We start from the raw sequence: 23,727 nt of genomic DNA, 5'->3' as shown, positions 1-23,727 counted from the left end.
TACATTCACGGGCGCCCCATCCTCATACCTCAACGAAAAAATCCGGGAAACATCACGTTTCCCGGATTAAGTCTTTGCAAATATAGTTTACACGGTTGGCGTGCCGCCACCGTTATTTGGATCTTTGCCTTCGTCAGCCGAATCGGCTTGCCCCGGCGTGTCGCTAACGGTGCCTTGCGGTGCGTCGACGACCGGATCATTCGTCCGATCGCTGGCGGTGCCGCCTGGAACGTCATTCGGGATGTCCCCGACAGGAGCGGTAGGCGCCGGATCCTCGGTTTTGCCTTGGATGCGAACACGAACATCACCCACGTTGTCGATGGTCGGTTCACCCGATTCCGAAGAACCGTTGCCGCCCTCTTCGCCGCCTTCCTTCTTCAAGCCATCCAGCTTGCCGGTTTCGATCAGCGACTTGATTTGCTCCAGCTCCAACGTCTCCACTTCAAGCAGCGTTTCCGCGATGAGGTGGACTTCCTTGGCATGCTCGGTCAGCAGCTGTTTACAACGTTCATACGATTCGCTGATGAACCGGTGCATTTCCTGATCGATCTCGTAAGCGATTTGATCGCTGTAGTTCTGTTCGTGGCCGATATCGCGGCCCAGGAACACTTGGCCTTGCGACGTGCCGAACTGCATCGGTCCGAGCTTCTCGCTCATCCCGTATTCGATAATCATGCTGCGCACGATGTTCGTCGCTTGCTGGAAGTCGCTGTACGCGCCGGTCCCGATTTCGCCGATAAACAGCTCCTCGGATACGCGGCCACCAAGCAACCCGGTTACCCGGTCCAGCAGCTCGTTCTTCGTGGCCAACATGCGGTCTTCCTTCGGCAGCATGATCACATACCCGCCGGCACGACCGCGCGGAATAATCGTTACTTTATGCACCATATCGGCATGCTCCAAGAAGTAACCGACAATGGTATGCCCTGCTTCGTGGTAGGCTACGATCCGTTTCTCGCGGTCGCTGATCACGCGGCTGCGTTTCTCAGTACCGACAATAACGCGGTCGATCGCATCATCCACTTCCGGCATGGAGATATCTTTGCGGTTCCGACGTGCGGCGAGGAGCGCTGCTTCATTCAGCAAGTTCTCCAGATCCGCACCGGTGAAACCGGTCGTTCTCTTCGCGATAACGTCCAGCTTGACGTCCTTGGTGAGCGGCTTGTTACGCGCATGCACTCTCAATACCGCTTCGCGGCCCTTCACATCCGGACGATCCACCGTGATTTGGCGGTCGAAACGTCCCGGACGCAGCAAGGCTGGGTCCAAAATATCCGCACGGTTCGTTGCCGCAACGATGATGATGCCCTCGTTGCCGCCGAAACCGTCCATTTCTACGAGCAATTGGTTCAACGTTTGTTCGCGTTCGTCATGTCCGCCGCCTAGTCCGGCGCCGCGCTGACGACCAACTGCGTCAATTTCATCGATAAAGATGATACAAGGCGCGTTCTTCTTCGCATTCTCGAACAAATCCCGAACCCGGGATGCCCCGACCCCAACGAACATTTCCACGAAGTCAGAACCGGAAATACTGAAGAACGGAACTCCTGCCTCGCCGGCAACCGCCCGAGCGAGCAAGGTTTTACCGGTACCCGGAGGGCCCACAAGCAATACGCCTTTCGGAATTCTTGCGCCAACGGCGGAGAATTTCCGCGGATCTTTCAGGAACTCAACAACTTCCACAAGTTCTTGCTTCTCTTCGTCGGCACCTGCAACGTCTTCGAACGTGACCTTCTTCTTCTCTTCATTATAGAGACGCGCCCGGCTCTTGCCGAAGTTCATCACTTTGCCGCCGCCGCCCTGCGCTTGATTGAACAGGAAGAAGAACAGGATGAACATAATCGCAAGCGGAACGATGGAAGTCAGGAAGGTCAGCCAGATGCTTTCACCCTGCATCTTCTTCCATTCCACACTGAAACCGTTCTGGTCGCTATATGCCATGATTTCCTTGACCACGTTCTCGTCAAAAGGAACATAGAGAGAGAAATTCTTCGTCTTGTCGTTCTCGACAGCTTCCTTATACTTACCGGTTACCAGATAAGCGTAACCGTCAAATTTAACGGTTAGATCAGCAACGTTATTATCCTTCAGTTCCTGACGCAAGTCCGAATACTTAGGGGTGACGGTTGCTTCTTGTCCGCCATTGAGGAATTGGACGATGCCCACCACGACTAAGAAAAGTATTAAATAAAAACCAGAATTCCGGATGAACCGATTCATCCCCAACCTCCTCTCAAGACCTTAAGTTATTTTACCATAGCCAATCTCGCCATTTCAAAATTCCGGCAAGGGTGGTCCTTCATCCATGCGGACGACGAAATCAACTGGTGTAAATCTCCGGCTTCAATACTCCGATGAATGGGAGGTTACGGTATTTCTCGGCATAATCCAGCCCGTATCCAACAACGAAAGCGTCTGGTAAAACGAATCCCGATAGGTCCGCTTCCAATTTCACCGTACGCCGTGCGGGTTTGTCGAACAGCGTGACGATCTTAACGGATTTAACCTTGCGCCGCTCAAGAACGTCGATTAAATAGCTGAGCGTCAGCCCGCTGTCGATAATGTCCTCCACGATCAGGATATCTCGGCCTTCTACCGAAGTATCCAAATCCTTGATGATCTTGACTTCCCCGGAGGAGCGAGTGCCCGCCCCATAACTGGAGACAGCCATGAAATCAAGCTCGATTGGTACGGTAATTTCCTTAACCAGGTCCGCCATGAAGATAAATGCGCCTTTCAGGATACAAATCACGAGCGGATTGCGGCCTTCGTATTCTGCGCTTAATTGCTTGCCCAGTTCAACGACCTTGTCTTGAATTTGTTCCCGCGTAATCAGAATTTCCTGGATATCGTTTAGCAAAATGAGTGAACCTCCTACGTTATACTATGAATGCCAGTCTTTCGCTAATCCTCAAGGGGCGTACAGACCTCTCAGCGAGGGATCAGGACCATATGCACGACAGAAGTCGTACGCGGGTTCACTGCGGCGACCGCGGAACGGCGAACGCCAGGAATCCATAGGATCCGGCCTGCGGCATCCGTTATAATCGGGATGCGGGAGCGTAGGGATGGAGGTATTTTCGCATCGATGAAAATATCTTTTACCTTTTTGCTGCCGTTTAATCCCATAACTTTCATGGCGTCTCCGGGAATCCGAGAACGCACGGTAAGCGGATAGACCAGCTCATCCGCATCAAATATCGCTTCGTTATTACCTTCTGCCTTTGCGAGAACGCTGTCCCATCCGGCACCCAACTGTGTCATTCGCAAGCTTTGGTCCATGCCCTCGATCGGCACTTCCGCCGGAAATTGTTCCACCAAATATGTATGATGAGGAATCCGACTTTCTACAGCCGGGGGGATAAAGCGAATCAGGTCATACTCTCGAATGCACTTGACACCGCCGCCAAGATCCAAGCTCCATGTCGTGGGCCGATCCTGAATCGTCCCTTGACGGATCGCCTCAACCTTGACAAAATCGCGCTCCTCCGTGCTTAAAGGCAGATAATTTAATATTAGTTTAATCAACCTCCGTTGTAAAGCGACATGTAAAGTGGTGAAAAGCGGGACCGCATACGAAAGAACTTCGTCTTCCTTCCGCACAAGTTCGGCGTACGTTTTCGATGCCTCCTGCTGGAGATAATCGTCCTCCGCCGCAGCCAGCTCTGCCAGCCGGTTCAGCGATTCCGGCAACTGACCATTATATTGCCCCAAAAAAGGCAACACATCCAGCCGAACCGAATTTCGCGTAAACTCCTTATCCTGATTGCTGCTGTCTTCCACGAAGGGAAGTTCCGACTCACGGCACGCCAGGAGCAAATCCGTCTTGTATATACGAAGGAGGGGACGGATAAGTTCCACATTTTTTTCTCGGCGTTTGGGTCTCATTCCGGACAGCCCGGAAGGGCCGCTCCCCCGCAACACCCGCATCATCACCGTCTCCGCCTGGTCGTCGGCATGATGCGCAAGCGCGATGGACGATGCTCCGCAGCGCTCCGCCACCTGATGCAGATATTCGTAACGCTTCTCTCGGGCGGCCAATTCCAGGCTCTTTCCCGTTTCCTTCATATAGTTACGGACATCGGCGTGACCTAGATCAAAAGGAATGCCAAGGCGCCCCGCAAGCTCACGTACAAACTCTGCATCCCGGTCAGCCTCGTCCCCGCGTAAGCCGTGATGCAGATGAGCGCAAATCAATTGCAGACCCAGCGCCTCGTCCCCGGCGATTTCCTTCATTATATGCAGAAGCACCGTCGAGTCGACTCCGCCGGACACCGCTACGACGATCACATCCCCGGGCGACCATAACTGCTCTTGACGACCCAAACGACGAACCTGCTCCGTCAAACGATGCAGGGTGGATTCTTTCATCGGGGCGTCCCCCTCCCCTAAAATCTAAAAGTCAGGTAAAGCGCGCAGACGAGGAGCGTCACCGACACCGCAAATGCGCCTACAATCCAGCCCGGTGTGGCAGGCCGCGAGCGGCGCCGCAGAGCAAACCGGTCCGCCACCAGCTCTTTCCACAATCGGCAGGCCTCCGCCGTATCGCGGAACTCCCCGTTCAACGCTCGCTTCAACCAATCGCGGTAGGGAGCGAGCGTCTCGTGCCCATCCACGATGGCGAGAAGATCGCTACGGCTGCGGGTCTGCGGCAGTTGGGTAGCCGCTTTCTTCAGCGGCGTCTCGGCGAGCAAGTGAATGCAGACGACCGCAAAAGAAAACCAGTCATAGGCCGGGTCCGCCGTCCGGCTTCCGGCACTCCAGAAGCCGCGGTCGTACCACTCCGTGAACTGCTTCACGCTGCGCCCCTCACCGGTAACTCCGCCAAAGTCAATCAACTCGACTTCGCCATAAGCTCCGGCGAGTACATTCTCCGGCTTGAGATCGCCAAACACCCAGCCGGAGTTGTGCAGTCGTCCGAGCTGTTGCAGCAGCTGGAGACCAACCACGTCCAGCCAGCGCGGACCCCGCCGGGCCAAGAAGGCACGCAGCGGCTCCCCTTGCACATAGCGCATAACGTAGAAAGGAATCTCCCTTCCTTGGAAGGTAAAATCGTCCACCTCCACCAGGTAATTGAGATCCCGTTCCGCCGCCCCCCGCCGCCGTCCTTGACGCTGCAACGCCTTAAGCACATTGATCTCCGATTGAATGTCGAGCGTATCAAAGCCCAGCTTCAGGGCGTATAATTTTCCGTTCTTCTCCCGTTTCACCAGGAATACGACGCCGTTAGCCCCTTGCCCCAGCAAACGCTGGATGATATACCGTCCCCCATTCCAGCGTCCGGTAATCCGCGTTCCCTGCGGCAAGTTGATTTTAGACGACGTAGTCGCCGAGGATTCCATCTTGTCCCTCCGTCTTCTCACGCCAAGACTTACCATGTTCATTCAGTGTACCATATCGCATGAAATCCATCACCTTCAAGAGCGCCGGTCCTGTTGGCGTTGCCCCTCTCATGACGAGGCGTTGAAAGATGGAGCGTGCCGACCCCAAATCTCCGGTCCAGTCCACGTCCAGGACGGCATCCTCTCCGCTGTGCGAGCCGGGAAAATGGAAGACGGCCAGCTTACTCTCCCCTTTTCTCGAGCCCAGGCTCAGCATCATGTCCCGGATCGCTTCTTCTACGGCCCGAAGCTTCGGCTTCATGCTGGCGCTGGCGTCGATCAGAAGCGCCACTTGCAGCGGACTGTTCTCGCTCAGCTCGTCGATCACCTCCACGACCTGCGAACGCGTTTCCGGCGGCAAGTCGCCGACCTTCTGATCGCCAAGAATCTGTCGAATCTCCTTATGAACCGCCTGCTGAATCGTCTGCACGACTGTTTTTCGCGTCAGCATCTGCATCGTTTGCGCCAAATTCTCGGTTCCGGCAATTCGGCTCATGCCGCCGCCGGCTTTGGCGATTTCAGAGATTTCCAAACTCCCCAGTTCTCCAATCGTACCGTAATCGACGATTCCCACCACATTCACGGTGATCCCTTCCTGTCTCGCCAGCGCCGCAGCCATGACCGGGCTCTCCCCAACATTGGAGCATCCGTCCGTTATCAACATGATCTGTTTCATCCCGATACCCACCCTTCAATAGATAGAGTTCAACATTCTCGTATCTATCATTTCCAGAGAGGATCGAGTTCAAACCAGTTTGGGGCTGATACTAGCTAGTATTCCGCTATTCCGGGCAAAAAAAGAACCTGAGGTTCTCACCTCAAGCTCTCTACTAACTCACCGTTCGCGGTCGCTCCAGGCGGCTGATGCCGGGGATGTGCAGCGTGGACCACTCGGGACGAAGATGATCAACGTTGGCGACGACCACAGTCATATCATCGTGGATAACGTTCTTCTGATACCGGATCACCGACTCGAGCAGGCAATCCGCGATTTCTTGCGGCTCTTCCGCCTGGATTTCCTGGATCAGCCGCTTAATCCACAGCTCCTTGTTGACCGCCGGTCCCGGCGCATCGTAAATGCCGTCGGTCATCATGATGAGCGTATCCCCCGGGTACAGCTGGACGGATACCAGATCGACCTCGATATCCTGAATGATGCCAATCGGCAAATTGCTGGCCGTAACAGGAATCACCTCCTGGCCTCGCTTGATAAAGCTGGGTGACGAGCCGATCTTCATAAATGTCGTCCGTGCTGTATACTGATCGATCAGCGCCATATCAACCGTCGCGTACACCTCATCCGGCGAGCGCAACATTAGAATTGAGTTCACTGATTTGATCGCCAGCGTCTCCTCCATGCCGGATTGCAGCAGTTGCTCAAGGATGTTCAGCGCTGTACTGCTCTCCAACCGCGCACGTTCCCCGTTGCCCATGCCGTCGCTGATCGCCACGGCAAACGTGCCGTTGCCGAGTTCCTTAGCGCTAAAGCTGTCGCCCGAGAGCATGTCCCCACCTTTGGCGGTGCCGGCCACCCCCGTCGTGATTTCGAACGCCTTGGCGGAGCCGAAGGTGACGGTTGACAAGCCTTCTTTGCCTCCATGCAGCGTATCGTTCATGACGGCGATATGCTCGCCCAAAATATCCGACAGAAGCGGAGCGATAATCTTCCGGCATTCATCGAAACCACGGGTATACGCGTGTACGATTTCAATCTCCACGTTGCCGTGATCCAAATTAACGATGTCGATGCTATGGATGGACAGGCCCATTTTCTCCAATGCCTCGCGGATTTGTTCCTCCTGCTTGTACATGGCTTGTCCTTCGCGCTGAATTTCGCGAGCCAGGTCCTCCATGACCTGTGAGACACCCGAGAGCTGTTCCGCCACCAGTTGGCGGCTGTCGTAGATTTGCCGTTTCCAATGCATATCATGTTGATACAGATCGTATTCGTGTTTCATAATGTCCAGCACCTGGTCGGTTTTCGAGCATAACTTGCCCCATCTTGCAGGGAACTCTTTAACCGTGATGTCCGGCTTCTCCTCGATCGCCGTCATCATCTCCGTCATCAGCTTATAAGTCTGATAGAACCGTCCGTCCCAGCACGTATTCTTACGGAAGCAGGTTGCGCAAGCTCCTTCGGTTACTGCGTTCATAAAATGGTCGATTTCCTCGCCTCGCTTGGCGATTTCCCCGGTGCTGGATACCTGTCCGAAGCTTCGCGCCAGCTGCTTGAAGACTTGGGAGAACTGCGCCACCCGACCGGCCGTAATGTCACGCACCCGTTTGGCGTATTCATGTTGCGTTTTGACATGCTCCTGCGTGCCAGGTACGTATTTGGCGATGACTTGGACCGTTTTTTTGGGAGTCAACAGAAAGAGCAGAACTGCAGCGCAGCTCTCCCAAGTGGAGGACATCACGTCCGCCGGACCGGCGATGTAGATAGACAAAATGGACGAGCCCAGCAGCATCCCGAACCCAACGGCCCATTTGCGCCCTTCCCGCAGCATTCCGGCGAGCATCCCGGAGAAGGCCAGTAAGCTCATCTGGTAGAGAGCCGACGTGTCCGCCAGGCTGAGAATCAGTCCGGTTATCACGCCGACCGAAGCCCCCAGAGGCGCACCGCCTGCCAAAGCGAACAACAGGATCAAGTATCTCGACAACACGTGCTCGGCCGATAACCCTTGAATCTCCCACCCGACCGTTCCGGTCATGACCGAGGCCAGCAGGATGACCAGGCATAAAATTTCTTCGCCGCGAAGCTGATATTGCTTCTTCCGGTACGTAAACACCGGGACCGCCTGGATAAATACGAGCGTCAGAACAAAGCTCAGCAGCGCGTCCATTACGGTCATCGCCAGCGCGTACCAGGTCAGCGAAGGTCCGATCACCGCCCCGAACATACCAACGAAGAAGGTGCTCGTGAACACCATAATCGGAGCATAGGAGAGATCCGCCCGTTCAAACGTCTCCAAGCCCTTTTGCAACAGGTAGAAGATCAGCAGCTCCACCGCGATTTCCACGGCATGGAGATGCGTATCCGGCGTCAGCAGTGCCCCTCCGACCATCGCTGCGCCTGCGATCCAGGCGATGTCCCGCCGCATAAACAGGATTACGGCAAAGAACGCGACGGCAAAGGGAGCCAGCTCGTCCAATATCGTCGCACGCCCCAGCAAGAAGCTCATCGCGAGGAGCAGTACGTTCCACTTGTTGACTGCGAACAGCCGTCCGGCCCGTCGAATGACCGGCTGGTCCAGCAATAGGCTCCTCAACGATCCCTTGTCCCATGCCTTCGCCTTTCTCATCCCTGGAAACAGGGTGACATTCCACTTGTTCAACATCCTGGCACCGCCTTTTCCAAATTAATAAGGTATGTCCCATTATAGGAGGCTAGAACGTGAAAGTTTGTCAGATACCGGAGCAGAGGCCAAAGAAATTTCCGACAAATTGAGAGGGGGCGCCGACACCGCGCGAATGCATGCGCCTCATAGCGATGGGCCTCGTTAGGGGTTTCTATGTTCGTATCGGAGATCACAGGCAGGGTTAGCGAAAGACGGCCGTTCGGGGGCGCTCCTCGTAAAAAACCGTAAGAACCTGTCGGCAAAAAGCCCGGAGGCGACAAAAGATGCTTTAGAGGAGATTCAGATAGTCATCTTTTGTTCACGAAGCGGACCCAGAAGTGAATTCGACATCGAATCTTGAATACAGCCGGGCCATCCGTTACTCCGCAAAACAAAAAACCGCAGGCGATCGAATCGCCTACGGTGGGTTTGATTATTCATTTTCAGGGATTACATCCGTTTGGCTCCGCGTCCTCCGCGTTTGCCTTCCGTATTCTTCTTGAGCGAAGAAATGCGCTCCTCGCTATCCTTCAGGAAACGAGATACTTTGTCTTCGAAAGAAGCTTTGTTGGCTGGGGGCTTGAAAGAACGTCCTCCCCGGTCTCGGTTAAATCCGCCGCCCGGACGGTCTCCGTCTCTTCCGCTTGGCCGGTCCGGTCTCGGTGCGCGAGGCGGTCTGGCTTCGGCCGGTTTGTCAACAGCCTGCTTGATGGAAAGTCCGATCTTGCCGTCCTTATCGACGTTAATTACCTTGACGGTAACCGTATCGCCAATCTTCAGATGATCGTTGACGTCTTTCACGTAATTGTCGGCGATCTCCGAAATGTGAACGAGACCCGTGACACCTCCTGACAGATCCACAAATGCTCCGAAATGCGTGATGCCTGTCACTTTTCCTTCTAACTTGGTGCCCACTTCAATTGCCATAAAATAAAATGATCCTCCCTTAAAAATATACAGCCAGGCCTCGAAATCATGACTGCGGTGATTTGATTATACCGAATGACGGATACAAGGTCAACAGACGGATGTCCCGTCAACCCGCATGGGGTCAGTCATTTCCGGCTTCAGACTCGGATACCCGGACCGGGATTTCGCCCGGTTTGTATAGACCATACTTCTTCATGGCAATTTGTCCGATGTACTCGGGGTCGTTCAGTCGGTTAATTTCATATTTGAGCTGGTTCAAGTTCTGCTCACTGGTTGCCTTGGCGGCTTGCCGTTCCGCTAACTGCTGTGATTTGCCGCCGATGTCCCCAGCTTGGGAAATAAACGTGTACCCGGCCCAGCCTAAGAACAGGACCATGAATCCCATCCAGAGCCGCAGCCTGCGCTTCGCGAAAGCAGATCCGTTTCCGGAGGACTGACTTGGGTTCGATGTATTCGGATTCGTAGACACTTCGCGCATCAGGGCACCTCCCAGCATTATTCCTTGTTGAACCAGCGTAATAAACGCACTGCGCGCTCCCGCCACATCGCCGCCCAGCGCCGAACCTTGTCCCATCCTTGCGGAATTCGAAGCCTCGTCCATATAGGTCTTAATACCCATACAGACAACTTCCAAATCGGCAGTAAGGTCACCCGGCCCAGGAACAGCAGCACGATCCAAATGAATCCGAGCAAAATACGAATCACTTTGACCAGCCATAGTAACGGAGCAATGATGAAAATCTCGATCATTCGTACGATAAAATGATAAATTTTGTTAGCTATCCTCATTAACATTAACACAAAACGTTCCGTGATAACACTGAGGAACAAAAAATAAATCCAAATGCCTAGAAACAGGCCTAAGAACACATAGAACCGAAGTTCCCCGTGGTTGCTGTGGTACAATGTGCGGAACACGAACAAGGCAGCAGCCAACCAATAGAGCAAATCGAGGGCATGGACGCTCCAGCGGGGAAACCGGAGTTGTCCCGAGACGACACGATAGCTGTCAAAGGCGATGCCCAGGATTCCCCCGGAGGCCAGCATCCAGAGCAGGGTCGCCCATTGCGTCTCTAAATTCATCGAAACAGCTTGCCAAGCAGGCCCTTACCGGACGAATTGGATCCCGGATCCAAATACGATAGGGAATTGACCGTACCTTCGATGCTGACCAGCCCCTGCTCCAGGTTCAGGTTTTTGATATGTAAATTCTGCCCTCGTATCGTTAAATGCCCAAGCTCGGTCTGTAGCAAGAACTCCTCGCTGTCGAAGCTTTCCACATTGAGAACTCCCGAGATGTCCAGCAGCTTGCGATTTAGCAGATGCAGCTCCTGATGCTTAGCTTTATTTGGTTCGACCATGGCATGTACCCCTCCTTCTTATCCCTAGCTTATGGACGAAAAAACGGCTTTAGAACAAGTTCCTTTCGGCCCATAACGTGATCTTCTTTACTGTTCTTGGGAACCGCTTTCAACTACGATGAAGTGGAAGAGATTGACATTCGTTGTTGGAGGCGAATTCGCATGAGTCCTGGATTGTCGAGAGGTTCCGATTCGCGTGAAAAATACCGCCGAGAGACCGATACGCTAGGGAGCAAGGATCTCCCGGCAGAGGTCTACTACGGCATTCATACGGCGCGGGCGATGGAGAATTTTCCAGTCAGCGGGCGTCCGGCCCATCCCCGGCTGATCGAAGCGATCGCCGTGGTCAAGAAAGCGGCGGCGCGGGTCAACAGCAAGCTGGGCCTGATTCCTACAGAGGTGGCGGGTGCGATTGAGTCGGCATGCGACGAGATAATCGGCGGCGCCTTGGCGGATCAGTTTGTCGTCGATGCCCTGCAAGGTGGTGCGGGGACATCCACTCATATGAACGTCAATGAGGTGGTCGCCAACCTAGCGATCGAACGGCTTGGCGGGTCCAAGGGTGACTATCAGCTCGTCCATCCCCTAGACCACGTCAATCGCTGCCAATCGACCAACGACGTGTACCCCACCGCGCTGCGAATTGCGGCGATCCGGCTGCTGCGTCCGCTCAGCGAAGCTTATGCTTCCCTGCAGGAAGCACTGCAGGAAAAGGAGCAGGAATTCGCGGACGTGCTGAAGCTGGGGCGCACGCAGCTGATGGACGCCCTGCCGATGATGGCCGGCCAGGGGTTCGGCGCTTACGCCAAGGCGGTCGCACGCGATCGGTGGCGGTTGTACAAAGCCGAGGAGCGGCTGCGCGAGATTCATCTCGGCGGCACGGCGATCGGAACCGGGTTGGACGCGCCCAAGGCCTACGTCTTCCAGGTGACCGACACGCTGCAGGAGTTGACCGGGCTCGGCCTGGCGCGCAGCGAATTCCCCATGGACGGGACGCAAAATATGGACGTCTTCGTCGAGGTGTCCGGGCTGCTGAAAGCGGCAGCCGTGACGCTGTTGAAGATCGCCAGCGACCTGCGGTTGCTGGCGTCCGGCCCCGCCGGGGGCATCGGCGAATATGCGCTGCCCGCCGTCCAGGCCGGCTCGTCGATCATGCCGGGTAAAGTGAACCCGGTCATGGCGGAAATGGCCGGCCAGACGGCCATGCGGGTGATCGCGAACGATACCGCGATCACCTGGGCCGCCGCCGGCGGCCAGCTCGAACTGAACGCATTTGGCCCGCTGATCGCCGATTCCCTGCTGGAATCGCTCGAGATCCTGGGGCGGGCCGTTCCGCTGTTCGAGCAGCGCTGCATTCGCGGCATTGCCGTCAACGAGACGGCTTGCCGCGAGCATCTGCGGCGCTCCACTGTGCTGGCCACCGCGCTGGTCCCGCATCTCGGCTACGAGGCGGCCGCCGAGATTGCCGAGATCGCCCGGCGCGAGGGGCTGTCGGTGGAGCATGTCGCCGTCGACGGCGGCTGGCTCACCGCCGAGCGCGCCGCCGCCATCCTGAATCCGCTGCAAGTGACGAAGCCGGGCATCCCCGGCGAATAAAAAGGGGGAACGCGAGATGAGCCTGAACGCAACGCCGCGCGGGGAGCGGACGCACATCGCCGTTTTCGGCCGGACGAATGTGGGGAAATCGAGCGTGGTCAACGCTTTGACCGGGCAGGAGATTGCCGTGGTTTCGCCGGTGCGGGGGACGACCACCGATCCCGTGTACAAAGCGATGGAGCTGCTACCGTTGGGGCCGGTGGTGCTGATCGACACCGCCGGACTGGACGACGAAGGAACGCTGGGCGAGCTGCGGAAGCAAAAAACACGGGAGCTGATCCACCGCGCCGACCTCGCCTTGTTGGTGATCGACGCTATGACGGGGGCCGACGACTTTTACCGGGAGCTGCTGGCCGAGTTGAGGCAGCGGAAGATCCCGGTCGTAGGCGTACTCAACAAGGTGGATACGCTCTTGGATCACGACGCGGGGGTGGCAGCACTTGCCGATACGAAGGCCCAGCTAAGCCTAGAGGAATGCGTGGCGTTTAGCACTTTGGATGGCCGCGGCGTGTCCGAGCTGAAACGTGCGATCGTCACGGCGCTTCCACATGAGGAGGAGCGCTTCCGGCTCGTCGGCGACCTAGTGGCGCCGGGCGATCTCGTCGTGCTGGTCGTGCCGATCGACAAAGCCGCCCCCAAGGGCCGGCTAATCTTGCCGCAGCAGCAAACGATCCGCGACCTGCTCGAGAGCGACGCCATCGCCGTCATGACGAAGGAGCACGAGCTCAGGGCGACGCTGGAGCGGCTCGGGAAGAAGCCTCGGCTCGTCGTCACTGACTCGCAGGTCTTCCTCAAGGTTGCCGCCGACACGCCGAGGGACGTCCCCCTGACCTCGTTCTCTATCCTATTCGCCCGCCATAAGGGCGACTTGAACGAGCTGGTCCGGGGCGCGCAGGCCATTGATCGGCTCAAGGACGGTGATCGTGTCCTGATCGCGGAGGCCTGCACGCACCATCAGCAGTCCGACGACATCGGCACCGTCAAAATCCCACGTTGGCTACGGCAGGCCACAGGCAAGCAGTTGCACATCGAGCATGTCTCCGGCTACAGCTACCCGCCGGACCTGGCCCGATACGCGCTGATCGTGCATTGCGGCGCCTGCATGCTAAACCGCCGCGCCATGCTGCATCGCCTCGGCGAAGCCCAAGCGGCCGGCGTTCCGATCGTCAACTACGGCGTGCTTATCGCCTACCTTCACGGCGTGTTCCCCCGGGCCATCGAACTTTTCCCCTCCGCCATGATGGCGTGGGAACGAAACTGAGTGAACATTAACGCATAGTTAAGACGGTTAAGGAAACTGGATGTTTTCCCTGACCGTCGTTTTATTATATCTAATTCAATTTTTCCTAACTCATCCGTCTCGTCATATCATTCAGTTCTATTGAGGACATTAATAAATTAAGGTAAAATATATATCACATTGAATTTGTGGTAAACATTGGACGAAGCAAATATTTTACTAAGTTGATTCAATAATTGTTGTTTGTTTTTTTCTGTGTCGAAAGTATCAAAAAGGTAAAAGGGGATTGGTTTTAATGAAGCGTAGGATCTATGCTCTTGCCGTTATTGTTCTAATTGTTATTGCCGGTGTAATTATCTTTGAGGTTTCAAAAAGTACTACCTTTGACAAGATTGTTCTGGAACGTCTAAATGGAAATGAAATCAGTTCTATTACCCTCTTAAGGACACTTGATGATAACAGCGAAGAAGAAATATCAATTACTGACCCCAACGGAATAAAGAAAGTGGTTCATTATTTCTCTCAGATGAAACTAAAAGAAAAAAAATCCAGACCAAGTGTTGATTATACGGAGCAGTATCGAATAATTATACGGACAGATGAGAAAAGAAGGTTTGGAATAACACTGTACGATAACAATTATTTAAGTGTTTATGATTATAATGCCACTTTACGAGGCATCTCATCTTATGAAATAACGAATAAGATTGATGATCCTAGTGTAATTCCTAGCTTGTTCAATAAATAGTTAAAGTAGAAAGGGCACCCCTCTTTTTTCATTTCGTTATTGCCAACAAGCAAGAATAGACGGCCAGGTATGATCTTCCTGGCCGTCTATTCTTCAAAATTTGGGTATTTTTACCTAAAATCTATCCCTTAAGTAGCTCCAGTTTAACTACCTTTTGGAACAGCCGCTTCTTAATTTAACCCGTTACAAAAGGATCCAGCCACTTCCTGAATGAACCCGTGTTACTGCACCTTTACCTGTGATAAACCGAACTCCTTGTGTTTCATATTCGATGAAGGGAAAATTCACCTCAATTAAATCATATTCTGGATGATCATCCAGAAAATCTTCCAAATATCCTAAATTCCAATATCCTTCATAAACCATATCCTGAAGGTCATCCTTTTCCGACGGAGCAAGCATTGCAACAATAGAAAATACACCTGTTGCAACACCAGTAGCTGTAGATGTTAGAAAAATTAGACCTAATATACCGGCAACGTTTGATAATCCGTCCGTCAGATCAGTAACATTCGTAGGTTTATCAAAAGCTTTGCCATAGATTGTTCTTTGCGCTCGTTCAGTTTTTCTTACTCCGTCCAAACTTAAAATTATTTTCTTGCATACTCCTTTGTAAATGCCATAAATAAAACATCTCCTTTTTTGATTTGTCGAGAGCTGGCGCCTTTACTGCTCAACTTTAAGGGAATTTCCCCTTATATCTCCCAAAATATGAAATTATGAAAGAAAGGATTGGACTTTTTGTTATTGTTTCCAATCTTTTTTCTTGCTGAATGTAGTACTACTAAAACTAGAATCTATATTTTACACATACTACAACCATCTCAGACTGCTGTATGTCTCGTTAATACAAATCTCATCCAAAAAAGTCGTATCTCTCCATCAATACAATGCATCCGCGAGATAGTACAACCTCTATATTAAAATCCCTATTATCGTATAGACATAGCAGATTTTTAGGAAGTAGTGGAACAAAAAAAACCCTCACCAACGCAAAAACCTTCAACGTCGACCGCTAGGGTGACATTGAAGGTTTTCGATTTCTATTACCTAGAACCGCAAATCCCGCTCGCCTTCCTGGATACGCTGCAGGCGGTTGATCGTCGCATCGCGGGCGGACGCTTTGGGGATACGGCGGAGGTTGTTTTTGATCAACGTCGCCCCCATCTCCCGGGCTTCGTCATCCCCGTAGTCCAGCAAATACTCCTGCAGGGTGAGCAACGCGTTCGGGTGGCAGACGTTGTGGATCTGGCCCGATTTAGCCAGGCGCATAAAGCGGTCGCCCGTCCGGCCCTCGCGGTAACAGGCGGTACAATAGCTCGGAATATAGCCGTCCCGGCACAGCGACTTGATCATCTCCAGCGGCGAACGGTGATCGCCAACCTCGAACTGCGCGGTATCGGCATGACTCTGAGCTCCGCTATCTCCGTACGCATCCATGTACCCGCCGACGCCGGTGCACGAACCCGCGCTGATCTGGGAGATGCCCAGCTTGATCACCTCGTCGCGGAATTCCGAGTCTTCGCGGGTGGACAGGATCATGCCGGCATAAGGCACCGCCAGCCGCAGCACGGCCACGATCTTCTTGAATTCATGATCGTTCACCAGATACGGGAAGCTGTTCAGGTCGACGCCATCCGCCGCCCGCAGACGTGGTACGGAAACCGTATGCGGCCCGCAGCCAAACGTCGCTTCCAGATGCTCGGCGTGCATCAGCATGGCGATCGTTTCGTATTTGTGATCATATAATCCGTACAATACCCCAACGCCGACATCGTCAATGCCGGCCCGCATCGCTCGGTCCATCGCCGTCGTATGCCAGTCGTAATCGCGTTTGGGTCCTTTCTGGTGCATCCGGCTATAAGTCGGACGGTGGTATGTCTCCTGGAACAGGATGTACGTGCCAATTCCGACGTTCGCCAGTTTACGGTAATCCTCCACCGTTGTAGCCGCAATGTTGACGTTAACGCGGCGGATGCTTCCGTTGTCGACCTTCACCGAATAGATGGTTTCGATGCATTCGAGAATGTAGTCGATTGGGCAATGCTCTGGATCCTCCCCGGCCTCCAGCGCCAGCCGCTTGTGCCCCATTTGCTGCAGCACCTCGACCTCCTGGATCAGCTCCTCCCGGTTCAAGCGCCGCCGCACCATACTCTCATTGGACTGCTTATACCCGCAGTACTCGCAATTGTTTACACAGAAGTTGCTAACGTACAAAGGGGCAAACAACACGATCCGATTTCCGTATATCCGTTCCTTCACCTCGCGTGCCGCATGGTAGATCTCCTCAAGCAGCACATCGTCCTCCACGTTCAACAGGACAGCGGCTTCTGCCGCGGTGATGCCTTTGGCGGTCCGGGCTCGTTCCAGAATAGCCAGCACCTTCTTACGGTCGCGGGCTAACTGCGACCCGTAAGCGAGCGCTGATACGATCGTTTCATCCCGGATGAAATCCGCCGACTCCCATTGATCTGACCTGCTCATCCCAATCCCTCCCTGTGAGATGCCCTAATCCCTTCTTAAGCCCCTTCGAGACTGTTTGGATAATGAAACCATTTTCAACGCCTCTACAACGCCATCGACTAACAGCTAATAGCGGGAGCGCACCAAATAATGCGTATGCAAGTATTGATGGCTCTTATGGCTGTTTGGCTCCTCCAAAAACTCGCGATAGATCTGCTGGATATAAGGGTTCTTATGCGATTTGCGAATCGCAGAAGCCTCGTCCTCGTCGTAAATTGCCTTGGCCCGCTCCGCCTTCACATCCAGCGTATCCCGCAGGCTGGCACTTACGATCGGCTGCCCGCCGCCGCAAATGCAGCCGCCCGGGCAAGCCATAACCTCGATAAATTCGTATTGGCGTTGGCCGGACTGGATCATCGACATTAGCTTCCGAGCATTGCCGAGCCCGTGCACGACGGCGGTGCGGATCATCCGGCCGTCCGGCAGCTCCACCGTTGTCTCCTTGATACCGTCCATCCCACGCACAGAGGTATATTCCACCGTCTCCAGCTCTTCCCCGGCCACCAGCTCGAATACCGTTCGCAGCGCCGCTTCGGCCACACCGCCGGTCGCGCCGAAGATCACCCCAGCCCCCGACGCTTCGCCAAACGGATTGTCGAATGTCTCGCCGCGCAAGCCGGTGAAGTCGATGCCCGCTTCCTTGATCATCCGGGCGATCTCCCGCGTCGTCAGCACATAATCAACGTCTTGCAACGATTCGCTGGCTAGCTCCTCGCGTTGCCCTTCGAACTTCTTCGCTGTACACGGCATGATCGACACGACGACGATGTTCCCCGGATCGATTCCCATCGTTTGGGCGAAGTAGCTCTTAATCATCGCCCCTTCCATCTCATGCGGCGATTTGCAGCTCGACAGGTTCTCCAGCATATCCGGGAAGTTATGCTCGACAAACTTCACCCAGCCCGGACAACAAGACGTCATCAGCGGCAGGTTCTTCCCGGTCGTCAAGCGATGTATCAGCTCAGTGCCTTCCTCCATGATCGTTAAGTCCGCAGCAAAATCGGTGTCAAACACCTTATTGAAGCCAAGCCGTCGCAGCGCAGCGACCATCTTGCCCGTCACGCGCGTGCCAATCGGCATCCCGAACTCCTCGCCCAAGGCGACGCGAACCGCGGGAGCCGTTTGGACAACGACGAATTTATGCGGATCCGCGATCGCCTGCCAGACGTCGTTGATATTTTCCCGTTCCTGCAGCGCGCCAACCGGACAAGCCATGATGCATTGCCCGCAGTTGACGCAGACCGATTCACCAATTGGTCTGCCCAAAGCCGGTCCAATCACCGTGTCGAATCCCCGGTTCATGAACCCGATGGCCCCCACGGTCTGCACCTCGCTGCAAACTGCGACACAGCGCCCGCATAGCAGGCACTTCGAGGTATCGCGTACAATCGACGGAGACGAGAGGTCGACCGTTGACCGCGCTTTGCTCCCCGCATACCGCACGTCGCGCACGCCAATCTGATTTGCTACCTCCTGAAGCTCGCAGGTTCCGCTGCGCAGGCAGGAGGTGCATTCCCGATTATGGTCCGACAGGATCAGCTCGACCGTCGTTTTGCGGGCTTTGCGTACCCGAGATGAATTCGTCCGAATCCGCATCCCGTCTTCGGCCACCAGCGTACACGAAGCGATCAGGCGAGGGCCCGACTCCACCAGACAAACGCGGCAGCTGGACGGGTGGTTCATCCCCTGCAGATGGCAAAGGGTGGGAATGTGAATGCCTAATCCCCGGGCTGCCTGAAGGACCGTCGTTCCCTTCGGCACCTCCGTTTCCATCTCATCAATCCATAGTTTCACGGTATCCAACATAGAGTTCTCCCCCCTTTAGCTCTTATAGATCGCCGCGAATTTGCAGCTGTCGAAGCAGATTCCACATTTAATGCACACAAGCGGATCGATCATATGCGGCTCCTTCACCTTACCCGTGATTGCCCCCGTCGGACATTTCCGGGCGCAAAGGCTGCAGCCCTTACATTTGTCCGCATCGATTGTATACGTGATCAGCGAGCGGCAAACGCCGGACGGACATTTCTTGTCGACCACATGGGCGAGATATTCCTCGCGAAAATATTTCAGCGTAGACAACACCGGATTCGGCGCCGTTTGGCCGAGCCCGCAAAGCGAAGCTGCCTTGATCTGCTCGGACAACTCCTCCAGCACATCCAGGTCCTCCATCGTGCCCTTGCCTTCTGTGATTTTCTCCAAAATCTCCAGCAGGCGTTTGGTACCGATCCGGCACGGTGCGCATTTGCCGCACGACTCATCGCGCGTAAAGTCGAGGTAATAGCGGGCCACGTCGACCATGCACGTCTCTTCGTCCATCACCAGCATGCCGCCCGAGCCCATCATCGAACCCAAGCCCAGCAGCGTATCGTAATCGATCGGACGGTCGAGATGCTCACTCGTCAAGCAACCGCCCGAAGGACCGCCGGTCTGCACCGCTTTGAACGCCTTGCCCCCGGGAATCCCGCCGCCGATTTCGTAAATGACCTCGCGAAGCGTAATGCCCATCGGCACCTCCACCAGCCCGGTGTTGACCACCTTGCCGCCCAAGGCGAAGACCTTGGTGCCTTTGCTTTTTTCCGTCCCGATGCCTGCATACCACGAAGCGCCTTCCAGCAAAATAATCGGCACATTAGCCAGCGTCTCCACGTTATTGATCACCGTCGGCTGGCCCCATAACCCACTGACGGCCGGGAATGGCGGTTTCGGATTCGGCATGCCACGCTTGCCTTCGACGGAGTTCATCAACGCCGTCTCTTCGCCGCAGACAAACGCTCCCGCGCCCAACCGGACGCTGATATCAAAAGAGAAACCGCTACCAAACAAGTCCTCGCCCAGCAGCCCGTAATCGCGGGCTTGCTTAATCGCCGCCTGCACCCGTCTCACCGCGATCGGATATTCCGCCCGCAGGTAAATGAAGCCGTGATTCGCCCCGATGGCATAGCCGGCGATCGCCATACCTTCCAGCACGGAGTGCGGGTCGCCCTCCAGGATCGAGCGGTCCATAAACGCGCCCGGGTCGCCTTCGTCGGCGTTGCAAATCATATATTTTTGCCCCGTCCGCTGCTTCGCCGCCGTCTCCCACTTCACCCCGGTCGGAAACCCGCCGCCGCCGCGTCCGCGCAAGCCCGCACCCTTCACCTCAGCCACAACCTCCGCCGGCTCCATGGTCGTCAAAACTTTATGAAGTGCCTTGTACCCGTTCATGGCGATATATTCGTCGATATCCTCCGGGTCGATCGTGCCGCAATTCCGAAGGGCAATCCGCTGCTGCTTGCGGAAGAAGTCGACTTCATGCAGCGGCTTGATCCGCCCGTCCTCCTCCAGCGACTGTTGATAGACGAGGCGCTCCACGATTTTGCCCTGGAGCAGGTGCTCGTCGACGATCTCCGCCACGTCCTTCACCTTCACCCGACTGTAGAACACTTCCTCCGGGTAAATAATCACGACCGGCCCCAGCTCGCATAACCCAAAGCAACCGGTTCTTACGATATCGATCTTGTCCTGAATTCCTTGACTGGTCACGGCTTGCTCGAACGCTTCCGCGATCAGCATGGAGTCCGAAGAAGTACAACCCGTACCGCCGCAGATCATGACGGACCGCTCCGCAACGCTCCCATCCCCGGCCCCGCTCTTACCCAGCTTACGGCGGACTAGCCGGCTTAACCGCGCCGTGCGGATACTCTCGAGATCCAACATTGTTTTCATCGTCCTACCCTCCCTTCTAGCGCGTCTCCACTGGCGTGCGCAACGGCTTCAGAATTTTCGGTATTTCGTTTGGCGTCAGCCGCCCATGCACTTTCTCGCCGATGGTCATAACCGGTGCCAAACCGCAAGCCCCCAAGCAGCGAGTAGCATCCAACGTAAATTTCCCGTCCGCCGTCGTCCCTTGCACCGGAACGTTCAGTTCCTGGCTGAGGCGATCCAGCACACCTTGAGCACCCTTAATGTAGCAAGCCGTCCCCATGCAGACGCGGATGACATGTTCCCCCTTCGGCTCCAGCGAGAAAAACGAATAAAACGTCGCTACCCCATAGATTTCGGCCATGGACATTTCCAGTTCTCGAGAAACGATCTGCAGTGCTTCCTCCGGCAGGTAGCCGTACAGATCCTGAATTTCATGCAGCACCGGGATCAATGCGCCTGGCAGCAAGCGGAACTGGTCAATGATCTCCCCGACCCTGCGAAGCCGCTCCTGTTCTCCTTCACAACGGCAAGTCTCTTCCATCTTAGACTCCTCTCCCTTCATCATCCGGCAGCTGTTCCTAGAGCAGCGGACTTTCGTGCTTCAGTTTCAAACGCTCCCAACGTCGATTGACCTCTTCCTCGAACACATCCAGCAGTTCGTCGTCCTTCAGCATGTGCTTCGTCTTGCCCATCAGCTTCAGCCATTCCTGCGGCGATACCCGCTTGTTTTTCGCCTCCGGATTGTAGGTGATGTTCGTCACGCCATGCTCGATTTCGTACAACGGGAAGAAGCAGGAGTCTACCGCCGTTTGTAGAATTTTCGTACCGAGCTGGTCCTCGGATCGCCAGTTGAGCGGACAGGTGCTAAGCACCTTCCCATACACCAGTCCTTCATGCTGGGCATACCATTGTGCTTTGGCCGCCTTCGTAATCAGGTCCTGCGGAAAAGCCTCCGCCCCGGTAAACACGTACGGGATGTTCGTAGCTGCCATGATCTGCGGCGTATCCTTGTGATGGAACGCCTTCCCTTTCTGCGCTTTACCTACGCCGGACGTGCTGGTCTGATGACCCAGCGGCGTGGAGTAGGAGAGTTGGGATCCGGTGTTCATGTACCCTTCGTTGTCGTATTCCAAAATAATCATCTTATGGTTCCGCAGCGCCGAACCGATCGCCGGCCCCATCCCGATATCCATCCCGCCGTCACCGGTCACCATGATAAAGGTAACGTTATCCGAGACGTCAATCTCGCCGCGGCGCTTCCGTTCCCAGAACGCCTCAACCACACCGGCTACCGTCGCAGCCCCGTTCTGGAACAGATTGTGGATGAACGTCTGCTTATGCGAGGTATAAGGGTAACCAGCCGTAACGACGTACGAGCAGCCGGTTTGGAACAACGTCACGACATCGCCTTCAATGCCTTTGTAAAATAGCTCCAGCGAGGAGATCGCGCTGCAGCCCGGACAAGCACCGTGGCCAGGAGCCAGTCGCTTCGGCTTCGCCGTCAAGCTGCGCAGCGGCGGCAGCTTCACCTTCAACTTGCCGGTCGCCTCATCCGGCGTAATCTGGATCAACCCGCTGTTAAAGGCATCCCCATGCTGCGGGGTCAACAGCGGTCTAAGCTCGTGCACCGGATCGCCGGCCGCCTGCCCGAAGTAATCGAAAGGCACCGCCGCTTCACCCTGGTTCATCGCCTCAATAGCCAACTCAAAGAACGCTTCCGCTTCATCTGGGTAAAAGTCCTTACCGCCCAGTCCAAATACACGGGATAAGACGATCGTTTGGTTCGCCGGATCCAGCTTCAGCGCGGAGCGGACCTCATGCGTCATATTGCCGCCTCTGCCGCCATAGGAATCGGCGCGTTCCCCTACCAGCAGCGCTTTTACACCCTGCAGTGCGTCACGGATTTCCTCCGCCGGGAAAGGCCGGATGACGTTCGGCCGAATGATCCCCGCCTTAATTCCCTGCGCCCGCAGTTTGTCGACGATTGCTTTGGCCGTTTCCGCCGCCGAATTCAGCAGGAACAACGCGACCTCCGCATCCTCCATTTGATACAAATCGAGCACCTTGTATTCACGTCCTGAGAGAGCTTTATATTCAGCAGCAATCTGTTGATAGATTTCGCCGGCCCGCTCATGTGCCAGGTGCAGTTGGTAGTGGTTATTCAACAGGTCATCGCCGTTCATATGCGCGCCGACCGTAATCGGCTGCGACGGATCAGCCACGTTATCGAACCCGGCAGGCGGCGTTTCGCCCACGAAGGCCCGGACCGCCTTAGCGTCTTTGAAATAACTCAGTCTCCGTTTCTGATGGGAGGTGAAGAATCCGTCATAGGCAACGATCACGGGCAGCCGTACCTCCGGATGCTCGGACCATTTCAGCGCCATGATGTTCATATCGTACGCGGCTTGCGGTGTGCTTGCCGTTAGGATCAACCAGCCCGTATTCAGCGCGTAATATAAATCGGAGTGGTCGCCGCGAATATCCAGCGGACCGCTGATCGCGCGCGTAACCAGGTTTAACACCATCGGGAACCGCGTCCCGGACTGCACCGGCAGCTGTTCGATCATATACATGAACCCGTTGGCACTGGTGGCATTAACAACCCGGGCTCCGCTGAGCGCCGCCCCATAACAAATCCCCGCCGAGCCATGCTCCCCGTCCGCCGCGATCAGCTTGATGTCATGCAGGCCTTGTGCTTTCTTCTGATCCAGGATCTGTGCAATCTCTGTGGACGGCGTAATCGGAAAATACCCCATCACATGGTAATTAATCTGAGCTGCTGCCATCGCCGCCGCTTCATTGCCCGATTCGAAGGCGGTTGTTTGCTCCGCCAGCGTCCTATTCGTGATTTTCTCTTCGGTTATAGACATCGATAAAGTCCTCCTTTAGGCTCTTCTGCGAGTCGAAACTAATAATAAAGGTT

Annotated in this window: 19 protein-coding genes; 3 read left to right on the top strand and 16 right to left on the bottom strand. The window is 55.1% G+C overall.

The genetic code is table 11. The annotated features are described in order from the left end of the window. Positions 1-87 precede the first annotated feature (87 nt). The 10 genes from ftsH to yabP form a co-directional block, all read right to left on the bottom strand. Entirely contained in the window at positions 88-2,220 is a 2,133-nt protein-coding gene (ftsH, locus tag M0651_RS20055; protein ID WP_248553503.1) for an ATP-dependent zinc metalloprotease FtsH, read from the bottom strand. 100 nt (positions 2,221-2,320) lie between these two features. Continuing rightward, complete coding sequence (gene hpt, locus M0651_RS20050; RefSeq protein WP_248553502.1) at positions 2,321-2,860, bottom strand: hypoxanthine phosphoribosyltransferase; 540 nt, start codon at positions 2,858-2,860, stop codon at positions 2,321-2,323. Positions 2,861-2,931: 71 nt separating this feature from the next. Next, entirely contained in the window at positions 2,932-4,371 is a 1,440-nt protein-coding gene (tilS, locus tag M0651_RS20045; protein WP_248553501.1) for a tRNA lysidine(34) synthetase TilS, read from the bottom strand. 17 nt (positions 4,372-4,388) lie between these two features. Next, positions 4,389-5,342: a serine/threonine protein kinase gene (locus M0651_RS20040; RefSeq protein ID WP_248553500.1), complete on the bottom strand. Its 954-nt coding sequence runs from the start codon at positions 5,340-5,342 to the stop codon at positions 4,389-4,391. Further along, on the bottom strand, positions 5,314-6,057 hold the full coding sequence (locus M0651_RS20035) for a vWA domain-containing protein (RefSeq protein ID WP_248553499.1): 744 nt from the start codon (positions 6,055-6,057) through the stop codon (positions 5,314-5,316). The genes M0651_RS20040 and M0651_RS20035 overlap by 29 nt, the downstream gene beginning before the upstream one ends. 154 nt (positions 6,058-6,211) lie before the next feature. Continuing rightward, positions 6,212-8,719: a stage II sporulation protein E gene (gene spoIIE, locus M0651_RS20030; protein ID WP_248553498.1), complete on the bottom strand. Its 2,508-nt coding sequence runs from the start codon at positions 8,717-8,719 to the stop codon at positions 6,212-6,214. A gap of 450 nt (positions 8,720-9,169) precedes the next feature. Next, positions 9,170-9,646, bottom strand: coding sequence for a S1 domain-containing RNA-binding protein (locus M0651_RS20025; protein WP_059040379.1), 477 nt, complete (start codon positions 9,644-9,646; stop codon positions 9,170-9,172). Positions 9,647-9,770: 124 nt separating this feature from the next. Beyond that, positions 9,771-10,127, bottom strand: coding sequence for an FtsB family cell division protein (locus M0651_RS20020; RefSeq protein ID WP_248553497.1), 357 nt, complete (start codon positions 10,125-10,127; stop codon positions 9,771-9,773). A 17-nt stretch (positions 10,128-10,144) separates the two neighbouring features. Beyond that, a complete protein-coding gene (gene yabQ, locus M0651_RS20015; RefSeq protein ID WP_248553496.1) occupies positions 10,145-10,732 on the bottom strand; it encodes a spore cortex biosynthesis protein YabQ in 588 nt (195 codons plus the stop codon). After that, entirely contained in the window at positions 10,729-11,010 is a 282-nt protein-coding gene (yabP, locus tag M0651_RS20010; protein ID WP_059040382.1) for a sporulation protein YabP, read from the bottom strand. The genes yabQ and yabP overlap by 4 nt, the downstream gene beginning before the upstream one ends. A 162-nt stretch (positions 11,011-11,172) precedes the next feature. On the opposite strand from yabP, the gene M0651_RS20005 reads away from it, so the two are divergent. The 3 genes from M0651_RS20005 (at position 11,173) to M0651_RS19995 (ending at position 14,594) form a co-directional block, all read left to right on the top strand. Continuing rightward, positions 11,173-12,606: an aspartate ammonia-lyase gene (locus M0651_RS20005; protein ID WP_248553495.1), complete on the top strand. Its 1,434-nt coding sequence runs from the start codon at positions 11,173-11,175 to the stop codon at positions 12,604-12,606. A gap of 16 nt (positions 12,607-12,622) precedes the next feature. Further along, positions 12,623-13,867 (top strand): [FeFe] hydrogenase H-cluster maturation GTPase HydF, encoded by a 1,245-nt coding sequence (hydF, locus tag M0651_RS20000; RefSeq protein WP_248553494.1) that lies wholly within the window; start codon positions 12,623-12,625, stop codon positions 13,865-13,867. A gap of 274 nt (positions 13,868-14,141) precedes the next feature. Continuing rightward, entirely contained in the window at positions 14,142-14,594 is a 453-nt protein-coding gene (locus M0651_RS19995) for a hypothetical protein (protein WP_248553493.1), read from the top strand. Between the two features lie 183 nt (positions 14,595-14,777). Here M0651_RS19995 and M0651_RS19990 read toward each other — a convergent pair whose 3' ends face one another. From M0651_RS19990 to M0651_RS19965, 6 genes are all read right to left on the bottom strand, one after another. Beyond that, positions 14,778-15,176 (bottom strand): hypothetical protein, encoded by a 399-nt coding sequence (locus tag M0651_RS19990; RefSeq protein ID WP_248553492.1) that lies wholly within the window; start codon positions 15,174-15,176, stop codon positions 14,778-14,780. A gap of 468 nt (positions 15,177-15,644) precedes the next feature. Beyond that, complete coding sequence (hydG, locus tag M0651_RS19985; protein WP_248553491.1) at positions 15,645-17,078, bottom strand: [FeFe] hydrogenase H-cluster radical SAM maturase HydG; 1,434 nt, start codon at positions 17,076-17,078, stop codon at positions 15,645-15,647. Between the two features lie 105 nt (positions 17,079-17,183). After that, the gene (locus tag M0651_RS19980) at positions 17,184-18,923 is read right to left on the bottom strand and encodes an NADH-dependent [FeFe] hydrogenase, group A6 (RefSeq protein WP_248553490.1); all 1,740 of its coding nucleotides are present in this window, start codon (positions 18,921-18,923) and stop codon (positions 17,184-17,186) included. A gap of 15 nt (positions 18,924-18,938) precedes the next feature. Continuing rightward, positions 18,939-20,825 (bottom strand): NADH-quinone oxidoreductase subunit NuoF, encoded by a 1,887-nt coding sequence (gene nuoF / locus M0651_RS19975; RefSeq protein ID WP_248553489.1) that lies wholly within the window; start codon positions 20,823-20,825, stop codon positions 18,939-18,941. Positions 20,826-20,841: 16 nt separating this feature from the next. Further along, positions 20,842-21,345, bottom strand: a complete 504-nt coding sequence (gene nuoE, locus M0651_RS19970; protein WP_248553488.1) for an NADH-quinone oxidoreductase subunit NuoE — start codon at positions 21,343-21,345, stop codon at positions 20,842-20,844. A gap of 37 nt (positions 21,346-21,382) precedes the next feature. After that, a complete protein-coding gene (locus M0651_RS19965) occupies positions 21,383-23,674 on the bottom strand; it encodes a thiamine pyrophosphate-dependent enzyme (protein ID WP_248553487.1) in 2,292 nt (763 codons plus the stop codon). Positions 23,675-23,727: the final 53 nt, after the last annotated feature.

The organism is Paenibacillus mellifer, assembly GCF_023195895.1.
Taxonomy (GTDB): domain Bacteria; phylum Bacillota; class Bacilli; order Paenibacillales; family Paenibacillaceae; genus Fontibacillus; species Fontibacillus mellifer.
This window is presented reverse-complemented; position numbering and strand designations above follow the sequence as displayed.

What these genes read in the sequence shown, in the direction of transcription:
- M0651_RS19980 (WP_248553490.1), bottom strand. Translation starts at nt 18,923, where the DNA reads ATGTTGGATACCGTGAAACTATGGATTGATGAGATGGAAACGGAGGTG.
- M0651_RS20035 (WP_248553499.1), bottom strand. Translation starts at nt 6,057, where the DNA reads ATGAAACAGATCATGTTGATAACGGACGGATGCTCCAATGTTGGGGAG.
- yabP (WP_059040382.1), bottom strand. Translation starts at nt 11,010, where the DNA reads ATGGTCGAACCAAATAAAGCTAAGCATCAGGAGCTGCATCTGCTAAAT.
- hydF (WP_248553494.1), top strand. Translation starts at nt 12,623, where the DNA reads ATGAGCCTGAACGCAACGCCGCGCGGGGAGCGGACGCACATCGCCGTT.
- hydG (WP_248553491.1), bottom strand. Translation starts at nt 17,078, where the DNA reads ATGAGCAGGTCAGATCAATGGGAGTCGGCGGATTTCATCCGGGATGAA.
- M0651_RS20020 (WP_248553497.1), bottom strand. Translation starts at nt 10,127, where the DNA reads ATGCGCGAAGTGTCTACGAATCCGAATACATCGAACCCAAGTCAGTCC.
- M0651_RS19995 (WP_248553493.1), top strand. Translation starts at nt 14,142, where the DNA reads ATGAAGCGTAGGATCTATGCTCTTGCCGTTATTGTTCTAATTGTTATT.
- nuoE (WP_248553488.1), bottom strand. Translation starts at nt 21,345, where the DNA reads ATGGAAGAGACTTGCCGTTGTGAAGGAGAACAGGAGCGGCTTCGCAGG.
- M0651_RS19965 (WP_248553487.1), bottom strand. Translation starts at nt 23,674, where the DNA reads ATGTCTATAACCGAAGAGAAAATCACGAATAGGACGCTGGCGGAGCAA.
- M0651_RS20040 (WP_248553500.1), bottom strand. Translation starts at nt 5,342, where the DNA reads ATGGAATCCTCGGCGACTACGTCGTCTAAAATCAACTTGCCGCAGGGA.
- yabQ (WP_248553496.1), bottom strand. Translation starts at nt 10,732, where the DNA reads ATGAATTTAGAGACGCAATGGGCGACCCTGCTCTGGATGCTGGCCTCC.
- spoIIE (WP_248553498.1), bottom strand. Translation starts at nt 8,719, where the DNA reads ATGTTGAACAAGTGGAATGTCACCCTGTTTCCAGGGATGAGAAAGGCG.
- ftsH (WP_248553503.1), bottom strand. Translation starts at nt 2,220, where the DNA reads ATGAATCGGTTCATCCGGAATTCTGGTTTTTATTTAATACTTTTCTTA.
- nuoF (WP_248553489.1), bottom strand. Translation starts at nt 20,825, where the DNA reads ATGAAAACAATGTTGGATCTCGAGAGTATCCGCACGGCGCGGTTAAGC.
- M0651_RS20005 (WP_248553495.1), top strand. Translation starts at nt 11,173, where the DNA reads ATGAGTCCTGGATTGTCGAGAGGTTCCGATTCGCGTGAAAAATACCGC.
- tilS (WP_248553501.1), bottom strand. Translation starts at nt 4,371, where the DNA reads ATGAAAGAATCCACCCTGCATCGTTTGACGGAGCAGGTTCGTCGTTTG.
- M0651_RS20025 (WP_059040379.1), bottom strand. Translation starts at nt 9,646, where the DNA reads ATGGCAATTGAAGTGGGCACCAAGTTAGAAGGAAAAGTGACAGGCATC.